At 51.2% G+C, this 17,312-nt stretch carries 18 protein-coding genes; 5 read left to right on the top strand and 13 right to left on the bottom strand.

The window, feature by feature from the left end:
* Positions 1 to 15: 15 nt before the first annotated feature.
* From DZK30_RS05950 to DZK30_RS05935, 5 genes are all read right to left on the bottom strand, one after another.
* Positions 16 to 5,367 carry a CHAT domain-containing protein gene (locus tag DZK30_RS05950; RefSeq protein WP_162902882.1) on the bottom strand — a complete coding sequence of 1,784 codons (5,352 nt, stop codon included), beginning with the start codon at positions 5,365 to 5,367 and terminating at the stop codon, positions 16 to 18.
* A 406-nt stretch (positions 5,368 to 5,773) separates the two neighbouring features.
* Positions 5,774 to 6,007: a hypothetical protein gene (locus DZK30_RS25695; protein WP_162902881.1), complete on the bottom strand. Its 234-nt coding sequence runs from the start codon at positions 6,005 to 6,007 to the stop codon at positions 5,774 to 5,776.
* A gap of 248 nt (positions 6,008 to 6,255) precedes the next feature.
* Positions 6,256 to 6,783 carry a YceI family protein gene (locus DZK30_RS05945; RefSeq protein WP_118973143.1) on the bottom strand — a complete coding sequence of 176 codons (528 nt, stop codon included), beginning with the start codon at positions 6,781 to 6,783 and terminating at the stop codon, positions 6,256 to 6,258.
* A gap of 39 nt (positions 6,784 to 6,822) precedes the next feature.
* Positions 6,823 to 7,695 carry a pirin family protein gene (locus DZK30_RS05940; protein WP_118973142.1) on the bottom strand — a complete coding sequence of 291 codons (873 nt, stop codon included), beginning with the start codon at positions 7,693 to 7,695 and terminating at the stop codon, positions 6,823 to 6,825.
* Positions 7,696 to 7,918: 223 nt separating this feature from the next.
* Positions 7,919 to 8,506, bottom strand: a complete 588-nt coding sequence (locus tag DZK30_RS05935) for a Crp/Fnr family transcriptional regulator (RefSeq protein ID WP_118973141.1) — start codon at positions 8,504 to 8,506, stop codon at positions 7,919 to 7,921.
* Between the two features lie 157 nt (positions 8,507 to 8,663).
* Between DZK30_RS05935 and DZK30_RS05930 the strand changes: the two genes are divergently transcribed.
* Positions 8,664 to 9,470, top strand: coding sequence for a hypothetical protein (locus DZK30_RS05930; protein WP_118973140.1), 807 nt, complete (start codon positions 8,664 to 8,666; stop codon positions 9,468 to 9,470).
* Positions 9,471 to 9,536: 66 nt separating this feature from the next.
* On the opposite strand, the gene DZK30_RS05925 is transcribed toward DZK30_RS05930, so the two are convergent.
* The 5 genes from DZK30_RS05925 to DZK30_RS05905 form a co-directional block, all read right to left on the bottom strand.
* Positions 9,537 to 9,950 carry a hypothetical protein gene (locus tag DZK30_RS05925; RefSeq protein WP_162902880.1) on the bottom strand — a complete coding sequence of 138 codons (414 nt, stop codon included), beginning with the start codon at positions 9,948 to 9,950 and terminating at the stop codon, positions 9,537 to 9,539.
* Positions 9,951 to 9,960: 10 nt separating this feature from the next.
* Positions 9,961 to 10,488 (bottom strand): YceI family protein, encoded by a 528-nt coding sequence (locus DZK30_RS05920; protein WP_118973138.1) that lies wholly within the window; start codon positions 10,486 to 10,488, stop codon positions 9,961 to 9,963.
* A 3-nt stretch (positions 10,489 to 10,491) separates the two neighbouring features.
* Positions 10,492 to 11,070, bottom strand: coding sequence for a YceI family protein (locus DZK30_RS05915; protein WP_118973137.1), 579 nt, complete (start codon positions 11,068 to 11,070; stop codon positions 10,492 to 10,494).
* 781 nt (positions 11,071 to 11,851) lie between these two features.
* Complete coding sequence (locus DZK30_RS05910; protein ID WP_118973136.1) at positions 11,852 to 12,067, bottom strand: hypothetical protein; 216 nt, start codon at positions 12,065 to 12,067, stop codon at positions 11,852 to 11,854.
* 87 nt (positions 12,068 to 12,154) lie between these two features.
* Complete coding sequence (locus DZK30_RS05905) at positions 12,155 to 13,396, bottom strand: multidrug effflux MFS transporter (protein ID WP_240432866.1); 1,242 nt, start codon at positions 13,394 to 13,396, stop codon at positions 12,155 to 12,157.
* Between the two features lie 233 nt (positions 13,397 to 13,629).
* Here DZK30_RS05905 and DZK30_RS05900 point away from each other — a divergent pair, with 233 nt between their 5' ends.
* Positions 13,630 to 14,811 carry a C1 family peptidase gene (locus DZK30_RS05900; RefSeq protein WP_118973135.1) on the top strand — a complete coding sequence of 394 codons (1,182 nt, stop codon included), beginning with the start codon at positions 13,630 to 13,632 and terminating at the stop codon, positions 14,809 to 14,811.
* A gap of 54 nt (positions 14,812 to 14,865) precedes the next feature.
* Here the strand turns inward: DZK30_RS05900 and DZK30_RS05895 are convergent, their stop codons facing one another.
* Positions 14,866 to 15,381, bottom strand: a complete 516-nt coding sequence (locus tag DZK30_RS05895; RefSeq protein WP_118973134.1) for a 2'-5' RNA ligase family protein — start codon at positions 15,379 to 15,381, stop codon at positions 14,866 to 14,868.
* A 337-nt stretch (positions 15,382 to 15,718) separates the two neighbouring features.
* Here DZK30_RS05895 and DZK30_RS05890 point away from each other — a divergent pair, with 337 nt between their 5' ends.
* Positions 15,719 to 16,186, top strand: a complete 468-nt coding sequence (locus DZK30_RS05890; RefSeq protein ID WP_118973133.1) for a ferritin-like domain-containing protein — start codon at positions 15,719 to 15,721, stop codon at positions 16,184 to 16,186.
* Between the two features lie 36 nt (positions 16,187 to 16,222).
* Here the strand turns inward: DZK30_RS05890 and DZK30_RS05885 are convergent, their stop codons facing one another.
* Entirely contained in the window at positions 16,223 to 16,483 is a 261-nt protein-coding gene (locus DZK30_RS05885; protein WP_118973132.1) for a DUF7660 family protein, read from the bottom strand.
* On the opposite strand from DZK30_RS05885, the gene DZK30_RS25690 reads away from it, so the two are divergent.
* Positions 16,476 to 16,844 carry an ASCH domain-containing protein gene (locus DZK30_RS25690; protein WP_162902879.1) on the top strand — a complete coding sequence of 123 codons (369 nt, stop codon included), beginning with the start codon at positions 16,476 to 16,478 and terminating at the stop codon, positions 16,842 to 16,844. The two genes, DZK30_RS05885 and DZK30_RS25690, sit on opposite strands and share 8 nt — an antisense overlap.
* Complete coding sequence (locus DZK30_RS05880) at positions 16,780 to 17,034, top strand: ASCH domain-containing protein (protein WP_118973131.1); 255 nt, start codon at positions 16,780 to 16,782, stop codon at positions 17,032 to 17,034. Before DZK30_RS25690 ends, DZK30_RS05880 begins: the two co-directional genes overlap by 65 nt.
* Here the strand turns inward: DZK30_RS05880 and DZK30_RS05875 are convergent.
* Positions 17,023 to 17,247: a hypothetical protein gene (locus DZK30_RS05875; RefSeq protein ID WP_118973130.1), complete on the bottom strand. Its 225-nt coding sequence runs from the start codon at positions 17,245 to 17,247 to the stop codon at positions 17,023 to 17,025. The two genes, DZK30_RS05880 and DZK30_RS05875, sit on opposite strands and share 12 nt — an antisense overlap.
* Between the last annotated feature and the right edge of the window lie 65 nt (positions 17,248 to 17,312).

Below are 17,312 nucleotides of genomic sequence, written 5' to 3'. Positions count from 1 at the left end.
CAGGCGCAACAACCGCTAGTCCGCTTCCGGCCGCTCCAGGACCGATGCAATGCGGTTCAAGGCCACAATTTTAGCCGGCACGATCATATCCCCGCTGAGCGCCAGCAAGCCGGCAAGCAACCTGAGGTAGCGGATCACGGACCGGATCTTCTTTTGCGATCCTTCCACCTTCAAAGCATTGTGAAAATTATCGGCAACAGATACTTCGTACCGCCCTATTTCCTCCCGGTCCATGCTGCGGAGCAGCAATACCAGCATAGCCATTCCGTCGGATACCTTATACCAGAAACCGGTAGCTGTGCGCGACAACAGAAGCTCTTCTCCTGCATGTAGCGGCTGATCCCAGCCGGGAGGCAATCCCAGCAAGCCGGAAGCAGCATGTGTGGCCTTTTCCTGTTCAGGCAAAACATGATCCAGCACAGCTGCCAGCTGCAGCCAGTTGCAGAAGGGATACCCATCCAGCGGCGCGTTGTTCTTCCGCCGTTGTTCAAAGCTCTGCCGGTAATAGCCCGCCGCCGCCGCCAGATTATCAAACACGGTATGCCCCCGGTACAAGTCCAGTGTGGCCAGGGCTTTATAGCCGCTGGCGATAACATTGAGCCGTCCCGAAGTACACAGACTGCCCAGACCCTGTAGCTGGGCGATCATGCACCTGACAGTAGCCGCAGCATCCTCCAGCACATCCGGGAGCAGGACTTGATCCTGTCGCGCCAGCTCGTCTATGCATTCGATCGCGTAACGGATCCTGGTATCGCAATATTGCTCCACGGTACGGAAGGTATAACCGGAATCGTCGAGCGCCAGCAAGCGCTCATAATAGGGAATGGCTTCTTCCAGGCAATCCATCTCCTGGAAGGCTTCCGCTATAAGGGCCAGCAGTGGCGCTGCGTCTTTCCATTCAGGACGCGCCTGTATGCCATCCAGGATCGCTTCAAGCTCCTGCTTCAACTTTTCCTCCCTGCCGTTCCCGTACCGGCCCGTGGCCGCCTCCGCCTTGCTGATAAAGGTTTCCAGCCGGTTGATCGCTTCTACTATATCATAGTATTGCTCACGGTTCGCCTTCTGTGCGCCACCGCTGTTGCGCAGCGTATAAAAGGGATCGCCGTAACATTGATAAGCCCCCCAGGTGCTTACCTGCGGAAAGCCATCGTAGGTGAGCTTACGCGCAAAACGTACCGCTTCGCCAAATGGACGGCCTTCGAGCAGGAAATGATATACGCTTTCAGAAAAGCATTTTGCCGCTGCATCATCCACTTCCCAGCCGGCTACGATCACGGCTCTGGCGCCCATTTCGATAAGCTGTGTGCCCACACCGGCGGCGACTTCGTACTTGCGCTGCAGCCGCTCTTCTTCTTCCTTGCTTATCGTCCCCAGCGAGCAGCAATTGATAAAGACCAGCTCCGGCACATAGCGGATCTGCTTAAAGTCGGCAGGCGTCAGGATCAACGCATCGCCAAGCACTACCCCCGTCCGTCCCGTATCCCGCTCGTTAACCACGCCATGTGCAGCAATATGCAATATCTTATAGTTCCTGCTGTACAGGCTTGTCATCGCCTCTGCACCGGGCTGGCTGATAAAAGTGGTCACTTCAAAATGGCGCTCTTTCAATTGCTGCGCCACTGAAGCAGCCTCGCGGGCGGCGCCGGGCAGGTCGGGATAAGCCTTGCGCACCTGGGGATTGCCAATTACCAGGGCATTGTCGCCCCGAGACAGCTCGCTGTTTGGTCTGAACGTAGTGGTGCTGAGCTGGCGGATAAAACCGGTGCGGGTTACAATAGGCTCTGTGCTGCCACCAAAGGCATCATGCAACATCTCCCAGGGATAACGGGCCGTTTCCTTATCTACGATCAGCACAATATTCCTCAGGTCGGAACCGTAGCCTTTAAAGCCGGCCGGGATCAGCATCTCGTATAAAGCCTCGTATAAGCCGGGATCGTTGCGGCTATACACCGCTGCGCGTGCGATCAGCTGATCGACAATACCGATGTTGGCAGCCAATATTTCTTCTTCATTCCTGGCCTTGTCCGTTATTGAGCTGAAGCGGATAAGACGGGTCTGCTTATTTTGTGCTGAAGGATCCGCCTCATATACCTTGAGCCGGTGCCACCAATCGGCCTGTATATCGTCAGGGATACGGTTCTGGCTACCCGAAACCCTTTTGATCAGATCAGGAGAGAAAAGAAAACCGGAGAAAAGGTCGCTCCCACTCAGCAAGCTATTGATGATACGGGCCGCCTGCACCGCTTTGTATTGGTACAGCTCGACAAATTCGATATGGTCGATAAAGGGATAGCCTCTACGTAGCGCAGGATCAAAGAAAGCATTCACATCCCCGACGGCCATAATGACCGCCCTTATGCAGCTGTATATGGTAAGGCCACCAAACCCCGATCCCACCAATAAAGTGGAGATACCGGCGGTTTCCTTGCCAGGCTCCTGCTCTGCACATGCGGTCACATAGCTCATCAGCGCCTGCCGCAAAGTGAGGTAAAAGGTATTTTCGGTGAGGCTGCCGAAGTCGCCAAGACCTACGACAACGCCGCCACTTGGGCGTGCATCCTTTTTGAAGACGATCTCATGGGTACCAATACGGCCGGGATAATTGCCGGTATCATATCGAATAGCCAAATAGCCGCCCAGCTTCCGGTTCAGCACCTGCTCGGCCTGTACAATGCTATCTCCCGCAAAATGCCCGGCCACCAGGGGGTACAAGGCATGCCCCATATCGCCATGCGTGATCGACAAGCGTACCTGCTTTTGCCCCGGACCTGAAGCCGGAACAGCCATCCCCATGATCCGCTTCGACAGCTCCGTCTCGCCTGTAGGCAACGCAGGAGCTGCTTCGGGCATCAGCAGCAGGCGTTCCTCTTCGCCACGCGGTGCCGGAGCGATAGCCGGCAGCAAAGCTGTACTACCGGTCTTCAGCAATTCCCGGTAAGCAGGAAAAGCATTTTCATGAGCGGCCAGGTCGCCATGACGGGCTTCTACATAATAAGTTGCTGCCTGCAGCTCCCCGGGAATGCTGTCCCAGGTAACACTCCCATCTCCACGTGGTGTGCCATAGAAATCAACCTTACCGTTCACGACATCGATCGCGATCTTTTTCGCGGTAAGCTTGTCTTTACCGGCAATATAAACGGTAGTAGCCGCATCCCAGCGGAAATCTCTGAAAGGCGGATGCATCAATTCGGCAAAGGTTCTCAGGTCCCGTACATCCGGCAAGGGATAACCGAGTCCGGAAGCTTTTGCTATCTGCTCCCAATGCGCTTTTTTCCGGAAGTCGTTATCGCCGGACACGGGGAGCAGGTTCAGGAGACCGGGATAGCGGACAAACTGTGCCAGTAGTGCCCTTTTACTCTGGGTAATATCCAGCAAGGCGACCAGGTTGATGTTGCGGCCTCTGCCCAATAATACACGGGGTATTTCGTAAGAGCCTTCGTTGGGCGTTCCCAGCAGGAGCACCCGGAATGAGGATCTCTCCTGCAACGCCTTCCAGGTATCGGGATATTTTACAGCAAGCGCCCGAAGGACCAGCCCTCCCATCGAATGCGCTACAAAACATACCGGTTGGTCTGTTTTTTCCAGCATTAAGCTTACCGCTTCATTCAATAGGCTGGCGGCATCGAATACCGACTTGCGCCAGTCATAAGCGTATGGGATCACATAATGTGTATCGGCAAAGTAATGCACCAGGTCGCTATAGGCGCTACCGTTAATACCCGATGCGGTTACCGTGGCGGCGTCAATATGCAGCCGGCGCAGGCCACCGGTAGCCATACGGAAATAATCCAGCCATATACGGTCTGCACCGTCCTGCAAATGGCTACCCATAATACCGGGTAATACATACAGAACGGGTTGGTCTGCAATGCCGGTGCCGGCGCGGGAAACCGGGGCTTCTATTGCCGGCGGCTGTTCTTGGTTGTCTTCCTCGAGTACCGTTGCACCATGCCGGACCGAAAGTCCGTTACCGGTGAGTACATCGCAGATCACATCCAGCAGGGATGCAATAACAAAATAATTGAAATGGTTCACATGGCCGCGGCGCTCTTCATAGAAACCAGTTGCCGGCCTGCGTGGCGTTCCTCTTTTCATTGAGGCCGTATCGACTACCAGATCATTGTCTTCTCCCGCAAAGATATCCATAAGGAAGGGCTGTAACCGGCCCGTCAGTCCTGCTTCCTGCGCAGCGCCGGCAATAATAAAGAGGGGCGAATCGATTTGCGTTTCTCTAAAATTCAGCACTTTGATCAGGCTGGCATCGGGCCGCATACAGGCGATGCCGGGAAGCATCTCTATGTTGCTTTTTCCATGCAGTACGGCCAGTGTCAGCGCCCTTATACCTCCGGTCACATCGTTTACAGTTTCGCCGTGAGCAAAATGCAGGATATTGAACAGGACGTTCAGCAGGGCATCCATATTTTCCGATACCAATGTGGTACCGGCTGCCGGGCAGGCCACCCGGACGAAACGGAGCACGACGACTTTCTTCTTTTGTAGTAATGTATGTAGCTCCCGGATATCGGCCAATAGTACCGTTGCTTCCGGGTTTTGTTCCAACAGGGCAATCTCCTGCGGCGTAAAGGCTACCTGCACTCCCGCCGTACTCATGCGTGCCAGAATCTCACCTATTAATCCACCGCGGGAATGGCTCAGGAGATCCAGCTCGATCTTGTCCGGCAACTGCCGTAGCAGATCGATCGCATTCCGTACCGGGTCCTGGGTAAGGGTCCGGTGCTCATAAGCAATGATGTTGCCATTGTATCTTTTGTATAAAGCGTCATATATCTTTCCGCCTTGCTCTTGCTTTAACCCAAGGAAAGTGTTGCGCGTTCCGGAGCCGGCGCCATGCAGGAGCAGCAGGTAACGGGGCGAGACATCCCGCGATATGGTATCATGGAAAAGAAGCAGGTTGAGCTCGCGATCGCACTGGTACAGGATATTGCCGTTATGCGCTTCGATGCGGGCAGCGATAGCTTGCAGCTGGGAAGCACCTGTTATTTTGATCAGGTTGATGCCCAGCAGTTTCAATGCGCCCGATGCCATTCCCCTGGACGAACGGTTATCCCGCCAGAGCAGCGGCAGCTCCGGAACAGCGTTATCCTGCGCGCGACTATTAGGTTGTTGCTCTGCTACTGCTGCCACAAAAGCAGCTTTTTCATAGCACCACTGTATACCATTATCAAATTCGGCGATGACCAGGATATGATCGTCGATGGCGATGGTAGCTGTTGTTGGTGGGGCTCCGCCTCTGCGGGCGCCTACGGCATAGGAAATGATCTCGACGCCGGGCAGGTATTCCTGCAGGCTGTCCATACTTGCATTGTGTATCCGGTTGGCATCGATCCTGAAATCGGTTGTGCTCATAGCAATCGTATTTGGTAAAGGCATTGCCCGATAAAGTGCCGCGCTTTAACCGGGAAGCACAAAACTACAAACCCCTGCCGCCAGAAGCTGGCGGCCTTTCTCCCGATCACTTGCTATTTATCGCATGCCATTGGCCACAAATATAGATCATAAAGAAAAGCGTCTCGGCCGGTATGACTGTTATTTCTGCGTAAGGGAACAGAAGCCACCTCAAAAATATCTGATTAAAAGAAGCCGTCCAATCGAGCCAGAGGATCTTTACCGTCCATTAAAAGATCATATTCTAAAAAGACTAACAACACAAGCGAAAGCATACACTAGCTATATAAAGAAAAGGCGGCCCATAGGGGCCAACCTCTTCCTTCCAGGTGAAATTACTTAAACCGGATCCGTATTAAAAACATCGTTACGATCCGATACAGCTTATTTTCATAGAGGGACAATTATTAAGGGTAGTAGGGTGTGTAACGGTGCAGGCCCAGTCTTGCGGTGTGGAAACGGGTTTAGGTGGCGGTGTGGTATCGATGCAGGATAAAAATCCGGAGATACCGCCTACGATGTTTTTGCCTCCGCTTTCCAGGGATAAAATCGTTTTCTTGTCAAGATTTAGCTTCGAGATTCCTGCTTTTACTCTTTTCATGTTTACTATTTAATTTTAAATAATATCCTCCCCTGTCTTTAGCCTTAAAGCAACGCCCTGGGGTGGTTGTTCGGCAGTGTTGAAGCAAGGTATCCAACTGCCCGCTACCGGAAAACCACCAATGATTAACTGTAGCTAAAAAGCAATATCTGCATCATTTCGGAATATTTGTGTTTCTATTACCCGCCAACAGAAGAGGCTGACCTTTCGGCCAGCCTCCTTCACATTATCCATCAACACAAAAACAATTATTGCTTGATCAGCTGTATGTTGCCCAACAGCTTTACTTCATCGCTCACGACCATGCCGCCGGCTTCGGTAAGGGCATTCCAGGTAAGACCAAATTCGCTGCGGTTGATCTTGCCGTTCAGTTCAAAGCCAGCCTTGGTATTGCCGTAGGGATCCTGTGCCGTACCGTTGTATTCTACGTTCAGGCTTACCGGTTTGGTAATGCCTTTTATTGTCAGGTCTCCTTCGAGATTGTAGTGATCCTCGCCTTTCTTTTCGAAACGGGTTGACGTAAAGCTCAGCTTGGGAAACTGATCGGCTTCGAAAAAATCGGCGCCTTTAAGATGCTGATCGCGCTGCTCGTTGTGGGTAGACAACGAATCGATGCTGGTCTCAAATTGAATACGGGCATCATCGAAGCTGTCGCCGGCGACTACAGAACCGGTCAGCTCTTTAAAATTACCGGTAACGGTGGAAATCAGCAGGTGCTTTACTTTGAATTGAAGCTCGGAATGTGCGGGGTCGAATGCCCAGTTGGTTGTTGCCATTTTACTCGTTTTTTTGAATTTTATAAGATTGGATTTTATTTATTGCTCGTAATTTATAGTACCGTATTCACCATTGAAAAAGTCACGGTAAGCGGTGGCAATACCGGCCCTGCTGGTCATTACAAACGGCCCTTCAGCGACAATAGGATCGGTATAGGGTGCGCCGCCAAAAACCATTACATCGGCCGCCGTGATCTGTGGATTGCTGATCACAATATCGCCGGCCTCCAAACCGAAAGACACGATCTCGCTATTGCCGGTCGCAATACCGTTGATCATCACTTCCTGCGTTGGCACAAATGCCGCGTATTCCAAGCCCGGCCTGGTCTCCAGGGTATAGCTGGATTTGGGATTGATCCGGTAATGGTAAAGGAACTGCGGACTGAAGGTCTTTACCGGCGAGGCATGGTCGCCACACATCCCTATCAATACCTTCATGGTACCAGCATCGGAAGGCAGCATCACCTTTGTAAAGGCCTCATCATTGATGTTCAGGTACTCGGGCGCCTCTTCCTTAACCACAGTCGGCAGGTTGATCCAGAATTGCAGGGAATGGAAAATACCGTTTTCCTGCGCTGTGCCCCGGCCCGGGAACTCATCGTGAACAATTCCCTTCCCGGCTTTCATCCATTGTGCGCCACCAGCGGTCACTTTACCATGATGTCCCTTGCTGTCGTAATGCTCCAGCGCACCGCTAAAGACGTAGCTAAATGTAGCAATACCACGGTGCGGGTGTGCATAAGCGCCATCGGGCGCTGCCGGTTGCTGCGGCAAAGTATAAGGATAGATATGATCCAGGAACACAAAAGGGCCTACGGCTTCGATATACCGGTTGGGCATTACCCGGTTCACCAGCATCTCTCCTACTCTCGCATTGGTGCCACCGTATTGTGTGGCTACAGGCTTTTGCATGATATTGCGCTTTTGCTTTACAGATACAAAATTGCAACTTTCGGGGGCCTTTTTCCAATGACATATAATAAGAAAAGGAGTTGATTAAAATCAAGCCGGGCGGTACAGCCTTTTCATGGTTCGGCTTGGCTCACTATGAGAGCGGAGCCGGTTTGATTTTCGACAAAAGCAGAAATGTGAAATGACGGGGACTCTGGAAGTATCCTGTCCGCTCTTCAGCAGCTTACCGTTGCAAAGCTTTTTTACGGATGCGGCTTAAGGTCTCGGGGGTAATGCCCAGGTAGGAGGCGATCATGTTCTGCGGAAAGCGTTGCAGGAACACAGGATTGTTTTCGAGCAACTCCAGGTAACGTTCTTCGGCGGTAAGGCTGATCGAAGCGTGGATCCGTTTCTGGCTGGCGATAAAATTGCGCTGATCGAGGCGGGCCATCATTTTAGGTATGGCCGGTACCGTGGCAATGAGCTCCTGCATTTTTTCAGAGGTAAAGAGCAGCACTTCCGAATCTTCCACGGCATCGATATTGTACCGGGAAGGTGTCAGCATCAGCGAGCTCTCGCGGTCGGCCACCCACCAGTTCTCGATACCAAGGTGCAGTATATGTTCTACGCCTTTATCATCGACCGAATACATCCGGAAAGCGCCGCTGATCACAAAAGCTACATATTTGCATACCTCTCCCGCCTGCAGCAGGTATTGCTTTTTGCGGTACTTGCGCGGCGTACAGGCCTCCATAACAAGAGCAAACTCTTCATCCGTCAGCTCCGTTCCGGCATAATGGTTGATATAAGTCCTTAAGGATTCGTAGGGCATAGCAGGGGGCGATTCCGCCACAAATGTAACAACAAAACAAAAGTGTTGCCGCATTTCGGTACCAGACAGGCATTTCCGGCGATTTATCCGGCAAATATGCATACCGGGTCCGACCGCACCCCGCTTTCAGTATTTTTACATAAATGCCATCATGCACATGTCGCGCAGCAGCCGGAGGGACCTTCTGATCTTTACAGGAATCATTTTCATTTTTCTGTCTCTATACTTTTACGGCAATGCCGTGCTGGAAATGTATACCGACCGGCATATACCCGGCGTGCTTATCGGTCTGGGCATAGCCTGTTATTTTTATATTTTTTACCTGGTGCGTCGTTATCTACGCGAACGAAATGAGAAGCTACTATCCTCACTGGGCGCCAGTTTGGGTCCTGCTTTGTTGCTATGGGGGCTTATCGCGTTCAATTACAACAAAATCCCTATGCTGGCCGGTTATTGGCGCTCCGTATCAACGCATGCAACCCTGCCTTTGCTCGATGTGAGCAAGCGAAAATACAAGGGCTCGTTCAATGGCGGTAAAGTAAAGACGGTACTGGGCCCGGACACGGTGACACTGGATTGCTCCCGTACGCTGTATTTTGCGTTAAAGGACAGACAGAGCGTCGCGGCCGATTTCGGGCTGTCGGCAGATGGCCGGAATTGGTTTATCAGTAAGGTCTACATCGATGAGGAAGCATACAGCAAGGCTCGTGGCGCTTATTGGCAGAATTGGCGTGAGCGGCGCTACCCCTTGCTGATCATACTGGGTATCGTGGTTATCGGTGCTGTTGTGCTGTTCAAGCTGGATGAGGCCGGCATTATCCATCTCAAAAGGGCCGGCGAAAGCAGACCAGCGTCCGAAAAGCCATCAGCAAAGCGCATAATGATCCTGGTATTGGTCTTTTTCGCACTTACTTTCCTGGGACTATTGCTCTATATCCTGTTCATGGTCTTATCACATCGCTAAGCATAGTAAAGCCGGAACCAATCGGCCCCGGCTTTACTTTATCATTTACCGTTTATTATAGCATCGCTATTCTGCTTTCGATATCACCTTTACGGGATCAAACAGCGGGCTCAGGGCCAGCCAGGCCAGCGCAGGAAAGAAATGCATGGGCACCGTGAGGCCGGGAAACAATTCAGGTGCTTCCAGTTCCAGCGGGAGCTTAACAGCAAACGGGCCCGCAATACTGACGAAGGAAAGCAGCAACAGTAACAGGTTAAATACCACCGGCGCTTTGTCCTTCAACGATTTCTGGAACAGAAAGCCATAGGCAAATGAGGCCAGCAAAGTAGCCCCCACAGATGTCGCCACGATGCCTGCAGCGGAGATCACCGTACTAAAATCGGCGCCCAGGGATTTGAAATAGATCTGCTGGTATACCAGCGCCGCTATTGCGGCCAGGATGCCGGCGCCAAAGCCATGTAGCAATATTTTCCGTAGCATATTTCTCTGTTTATTTTTGAACCACAGGCACGCTGATATCGACCTTGATCGCCTCGCTCACTTTGTTTCCCGCCTTACCGATGTGGTAGTCGTTCCGGTTGACTGAAAAACTGCCGCTGAAGGTGCCTGTATTGCCTTTACGTTGGAAGGTAAAAGGGATCGTTACCTGTTTTTTGACGCCATGCATCTCCAGGGTACCCGTTGCCTGGTAGCCGTTGCCGGCCTTCGCTATCTTTTCGGATGTAAACCGGATCTGGGGATAAGTAGCAGCATCGAACCATTCTGCGCCTTTAGCATGCTTGTTCTGCAAGCCGTTGCCGGTATTGATAGAGGCTACATCGATCACTGCCGTAAAACGGGATGCAGCAGGGTTTTGCTCATCAAATACCAGCGTACCATTGAAGGTCTTGAATATACCGCTCGCATCGCTGCTCGAAAAACGGATGCTGTATTTGTCGGTCGGCTGCCAGTTACTACCGGCCAGCGCGGGCAGCGCCATCATCAGGAGCAGCGCCGCCAGGATTGATTTATATCTCATCGTTTAGTTCTTTGCGAATTCAGCATTGCCCATCAGCAGCAGTTCCTCGCCCAGGGCAGAAGCGGGCATAGCAGTAGCGATACCAAAATCGCTGCGTTTGATCTTACCGGTAAACTTAAAGCCGGCTACAGATTTTTGGCTTTGGGGGTGGGTAATAGGTCCGTTGATCACCACATCGATAGTAACGGGTTTGGTAACGCCATGGAGCGTAAGATTGCCGGTAAGCTTATAGTTTTTGCCACTTACTTTTTTAAAGGAAGTGCTTTTGAATGTCAGCGTCGGGTATTTTTCGGCATCCAGGAAATCGGGAGATTTCAGATGGGCATCGCGCTGCTCGATATCGGTGTTAATGGAAGCCATCTCGGCGCTGATGTCGAAGGTCGCATCTGAAAAATCAGGCTTGCTGGCATTAATGGTCGCTTCGAAGTTTTTGAAATTACCATCGATCTCGGAAATAGAAAGGTGGGTAACACCGAATCCGAAACGGGAGTGTGCTTTATCTACACTCCAGGTTTGCGCCAGGGAGGCCGTGCTGTAAGACAACGATAATACAGTTGCCGCTAAAATTGCGATCTTTTTCATTCAATTGGTTTTGTGTTAAAAATGAATATTTGATATGAAGAAAGCAAAAGTACTATGCTACGGGAAGGGTCGCCAATGATATTTAATAAGAAAAGCACTTGATAAAAATCAAGCGGACCTACGCCCCCGGAACGGATCTGCCCCTATAAAAAGAGCCACATTTGCAACACAGCCGCTGGTTCCATCTATTGGAATGCCCGACAGTGTCGGTTCTCGGTTCCTTTACCTTGACGTAAAAGAATCTTCCACATGCTTTGGGATTGGGCTATTGTTTGCAATCGGCTGTGGCAGAACCCAATTATGCTGAATGGTTCATTGTTCTTATTTATTTAGTGACTATCCGCATATAGCAACCCGGCCAAAATAGACGCAATGAAAAAGACACTTCTGACTAATTATTAAAATGTTGATCTACGATCCTATGCCCGGCAATGCTAAATTAAAGTTGATACCTGTTTTTAAGCCCGGGTGCGCTGGCCACAAAAAAACAGCGGAGCATTGTTTTTTGCCGCCTTTTTTGTCTCTTTTTTGGCGGAGCAAAAAAGAGACACCAATAAAAAAGATGGGTAAAGCAAAGCGTGCCAGTTGCTATTAATAGACGTACAGAACTTTGTTTCCTTTATCCGGATAGTCACTATTTATTTCTCTTCAATGCTAAGCTTGCTTGAGATGATCATATAAACTTTGGGGCCTCCCGCCCGAAACTCTAAGTACGTCTCAATAGCAAACGGAGCGGCCTGTAGCAGACCACTCCGTTTCTTCGTTTGCGGGAATAAGCGACTTAATTCAGCACAAAAAAGCTGACCCTTGCCGTATGTACTTTATGGACCCTGTAATGATGATGCTGCGAACCATTGTATTCAGTGAATTCCTCCTTTGATCTTTCCTGTTGCATGCTTTGTCCGATCGGTCTTTGCGCCATGTACAAACAGAATACCACCAGCCCTCTGGCGGCCAGCAAGGTAAGCCATACCCCTATAACACCTTTGGATGACATGATTTGCTGCTTTTAGTAAATAAACTGTTTCCCTATCAAAAAGTTTTAAGTACAATTAAAGTTTTGGTTAAACGCTCCTTAAGACGATCAGTGGACGGGTACTACAGCACCTTTCTCAGCCGCTACCGGCGCCACGATCTTTCTTTTACCCAGGTAAAAAATGGTTAATGATAACAAGGCCGACACCAGGATCGAAGCGATGACCGGCAATACGGATGGCTTATCAAACATGCTGATGACTACCGAAGCCAATGCGCCAAGACCCATTTGCAGGGCGCCCATCATCGCCGAAGCGCTGCCGGCATTCCTGCTGAACGGCGCCAGGCACATAGCCGAAGCATTGGGGTTGGTAATGCCCACGCAGCCCAGCATGAGGAACAATCCTGTAATGGTGAGCGGCAGGTTGAGCCAATGCAGCTCCGCCAGCCCGAAAAGCAGCACTGCGGTAATGCCGTAACAAATAAGGGCCACACGAATGATCTGCTCACTGCTGAAATACCGCAGGAATACATTATTCATCTGGCTCATGCCGATAAAGCCCAGCGATAAAGCGGCAAAGACCCAGCCATATACCTTATCGCTGAGGCCAAATACTTTCATAAACAAAAGCGGCGATCCGGAAACGTAGGCGAACAATCCTGCGAAGGCCAATGCCCCGGTCAGCGCATAGGTATAGAACTGCGGTGTGGTCGCTACCTGGAAAAAACCATTCAGAATGGGTCGCGGCCTGAGCGACATCGTGGTATCGGGCCGGTAAGGGCTGGGCAACCATAAAAGGCAGGCCATCAGGACCAATGCTCCGATAACCGCCAGCACCACAAAGACCAGTTGCCAGCCCCAGGCGCTGGTAATATAGCTGCCCGCAGTAGGCGCGATCATGGGAGAAGCGCCCAGGATAAGGATCAGCAGCGAGAATACCCTTGCGCTGTCCTTTACAGGAAACAGATCGCGTACCAGCGACATGGAGGTTACCATGGCCGCACAGCCACCCACAGCTTGCACCAGGCGAAGCAGGATGAGCATATCGATATTGCCGGCAAAGGAACAGCCCACCGAGGCTATAATATACAGCAGCAATCCCAGGTATAGCGGCGGCTTGCGGCCGAAGCGGTCCAGCAGCGGACCGTATAGCAATTGCCCGGCCGATATGCCCAGGAAAAAGCCGGTCAATGTGAGGGATACCCTGGCATCGGTTGTTTTCAGATCTTTGGCAATAGCCGGAAAACCCGGCAGGTACATATCGACGGAAAAAGGGACCAGGGCCGTGAGCGTACCCAGGATAAGAATAAGGGTTGTATACTGGCGTTTACTGATCGCCTGAGGTTCCATTAGCTGATTGATGGGTTATTGGGATGCAAATATCCTGAGCACCGCCGCAAAAGATTATTGTTTTTGGTTATAAGGTAACCGCTATTCTTTATCCGGGAGATAGGGCTGTTTATCGTCTGCCTAGGCAGGCAGGGCCTGCATCATATAATTCCCCCTTTTTATCCCCCGGCTTTTGCTGGCAAAAACCGGGCTTTCGATGTACTTTAGCCGCTTCGTTTTTAAGCAGCATTTATATGAAAAAGATCGTTACCGCCGTATTCCTGTGCGCCCCCCTGCTTGCAGCCGCTCAGGACAACCTGGTAAAGTCGCTGGATAAGAATAGCAGCGATAGTTCCAAATCCAAATTCCGCTTTACAGAAGTGATCGCGCTGGCGAATACTTCGGTGAAGAACCAGGCCAGCTCGGGAACCTGCTGGAGCTATTCGACCAATTCTTTCCTCGAAAGTGAAATGGACAAAGCAGGGAAGCAGCCGGTAGAGCTGGCACAATTGTTCTCGGCCCGCAATGTATACGCCGAGAAAGCGGAGAGCTATATCCGTATGCACGGCAAGCTGGAATGGGGCGATGGCGGCGCCTGCCATGATGTGATCAATATGTACGCCAAATACGGCGCCATACCCCAATCGCTGTATACCGGCCTGCATTACGGCACCAGCAAAAACAAGTTTGCCGAGATACAGACGGTGCTGAAGGCTATGCTGGACGCCTGGGTGAGCAATCCCAATGGAAAGCTGTCGCCCAACTGGAAAGAGGCCTTCAATGCCGTGCTGGACTCTTACCTGGGCAAAGTGCCCGAGACCTTTACCTGGGAAGGCAGGAAATATACGCCCCAGAGCTTTGGCAAGGAAGTGGTAGGCCTCGATCCCAAAGATTATGTGGAGCTATCGTCCTTTACCAACAAACCTTATTACAAAAAGATGATCCTGATGGTGCCCGACAACTGGAGCATGGATATGATATACAATGTAGCCTTCAACGACATTACCGATATTATCGATAATGCCCTGAGCAAGGGCTATACCGTAGCCTGGGCGACCGATGTAAGCGAAAAATCCTTCAGCTGGAAAAACGGTGTAGCTTATATTCCCGAAAAAGAATACGAGGATATGAGCGATGAGGAAAAAAAGGAAATGTTCAATGGTCCCCAGCCCGAACGTGTGGTTACTGCTGAAATGCGCCAGCAGGCTTTCGATAACTACAGCACTACTGATGATCATGGTATGCATATCGTAGGTCTGGCCAAAGACCAGAACGGCCGGGAATACTATATCGTTAAAAACTCATGGGGTACGACCAACGACTACAAGGGCTACCTCTACGTGACCAAGGCCTTTGTACGGTTAAAGACCACCGCTTTCCTGCTAAACAAAAAAGCGATACCGCAGGCGCTGCGTACCAGGATGAACCTTAACTAAGCCGGCTATACCTGCTGCTCCCGAAAGCGTTGTTCCTATAAGGAGCAACGCTTTTTATATGACACCGTCATTCCCGGCAAAGGGATAAGAGGCCAGGGGCTTCCAGGGACCGCCGAGATATAACCAGGTTGACCAGCCGGTCGCCCTGACCTTGAAGGGCTTGAATGCCACGCTAAGCGAGGCTGCCAACTGCTGCGCCTTAAAAGCGGTCACCTTGTTCTGTATGGTAATATGCGGCCGCAGGGCCTGCCGGTCCTGCCGGATGAGCCAGGGATCAAGAGCATGCTGCATATCGCGGTGCAGTTGCAGTAATCTTTCGCTGGATAAGGAGAAGGCCACGCCGGCGCCGAAGCAGATCACCTCATCGACATCCAGCCATAGCGATCCTTGAGGTTGCAGTTCCTGCAGCACGTTGACAATGGCCGGCTCATCGGAGGGCAACTTGTGGAACAAGGTAAGATGTGCATCCAGGAAATTGCTGTGCGCAGGAAAATACTTTTGCCGTAAGCCATTGAAATAGGCCTGCGCCGATGCTTCCAGTGACAGGGTAACGATCATAGGATATGCCATCGTACAAAGTTCTGTAATCGTTACCGTTTTCCGGCCACATATACTTCCTGCGCCTGCTCTGGGCTAACGTTTAAAATATAGTGACTATCCGGATATAGGAAACAGGATACAATTTGCTTCCATTAACGGTTGCCGAGCTTGTCGAAGCACCATCGTTGTCCTTTCGACAAACTCAAGGACCGCCTTTATTTCCTATATCCGGATACTCAGATAAAATATTTACAGGGGCTTTCAACCTCCTAGGCGGAACATTTGTTGTAATTTGGACCCGGAAAGAAAGAGCCGGCTAATATAGAACGGCCGGTAAGCAAGAGAGGATATCCAAAATCCGAAACACATGCAACAAACTGCGACAGAGACCCTGAATGACCTGATATTGATCAATAACGACCGTATAAAAGGCTACGAACGGGCATTGAAAGATAACCGGTCACGGGAAGCCGACCTGGATATCCTGTTCCGGGAAATGATCGAACAAAGCCAAAGGTTCAACACTGCACTGACAGCGCTGGTACAGCAAGGCGGCTCCCAGCCGGAGACCGAAGGCTCCCTTTCGGGAAAGCTGCACCGGGCCTGGATGGATTTTAAAACAACCTTCACCGGCCACAACCGCAAAAATCTGCTGATCGAATGCGAGCGTGGGGAAGATGCCAGCAAAGAGGCCTATAACGAGGCGCTGCACGAAGACAATGGTCTTACAGATGAGCAACGGGAAATTATCGCTGGGCAGGCCAGGGAGCAAAGTGATAGCCACGACAGGATCAAAGCACTTAGGGACGAGACCCTGAGCCGTAAGGCTGAATAAACAAGGCGATAATAGCCGAAGAGCATGCCCCGGAACCTATTCGTAGCAACGGGCCGCCAAAAGCATATCGGCAAATACTTTCCAATCGATCCTTGTCGGTACGGGCTGACCGGTATTCCGGTAATAGGCCTCCATAGTGTCCGCCCACCGATGAAGCGCCTCCAGGAAATCAGCCAACGACCGGTTTTCCCAATCGCCGGGGTTATCCTTCAGGTCTTTGATCAGCAGTTCGAGGAAAGCCAGAAAACTGTCTTTAGACTGTATTCCAGATGCTATTTTCTCCCATTGTGTGTCCATACGATCCGATTATCACTATTACCGCAAGATACCGGTATCTTTGCTTCCATATCCGTTTCTTACCATGTCGCTTTCTCCCAAGGATGCTTATTGGGCACAATTCCTGAATAGCCTTCCCGCGCAGCAAACAGCGCCGCATTGCTGCGGCACGATCTGCTTCGGCGATGGCCAGGAGGCTGAGGCCATAGGCGGGTTAGCGCTTGAAGGCATCAAAACAGCCACCGGCTCCTTGCTTTGGCAGTATGAATACGACCGTCAGCCGCTACCCCAACCTGGCGACCATAATATACTTGTGAATGCAGATGACCATCCTATGGCTATTCTTCAAACCACCCGAAACAGCGATCGTCCCTTTCGATGAAGTGACGACGGCATTCGCCTACGACTGTGGTGAAGAAGATCGCAGTCTCGAAAGCTGGCGGCGCATCTACCACGACTATATCGAAACCGAATGCCGGCGTATGAACAGAATGCCTTCAGAACAAATGCCTATCGTATGCGAACGGTTCAGGGTAGTTTACCGGGAACCCTTGCAAACGTTAATGCCCTGAACCCCGGTCCGGCCAGGGAACATCCCGGTCTTCCAGCCTGTACAATTGCTTTACACGGAACACGATCTCCGCTTCAAGGCCGCGATAGAACATGCTCACCAATCTGAAGCAAACCACAGGGTCTGTTCCTTTGGAATGCGGTATAGTAAGCGTTTCTGTATAAGAAGCGTTCTCTGTCCTCAGCCTCGTCAGCAATGCAAAAATATTTTCCATACAGCCGCCTCGCTTTGATACCGTATAGTCCTTCTCACTAAAAGATAGCGATAATGCTATCGTGC

It is taken from the genome of Taibaiella koreensis (assembly GCF_003545715.1).
In the GTDB taxonomy this organism is placed as follows: domain Bacteria; phylum Bacteroidota; class Bacteroidia; order Chitinophagales; family Chitinophagaceae; genus Taibaiella; species Taibaiella koreensis.
The sequence above is the reverse complement of the archived record's forward strand: the minus strand, read 5'-3'. Positions and strand labels throughout refer to the sequence as shown.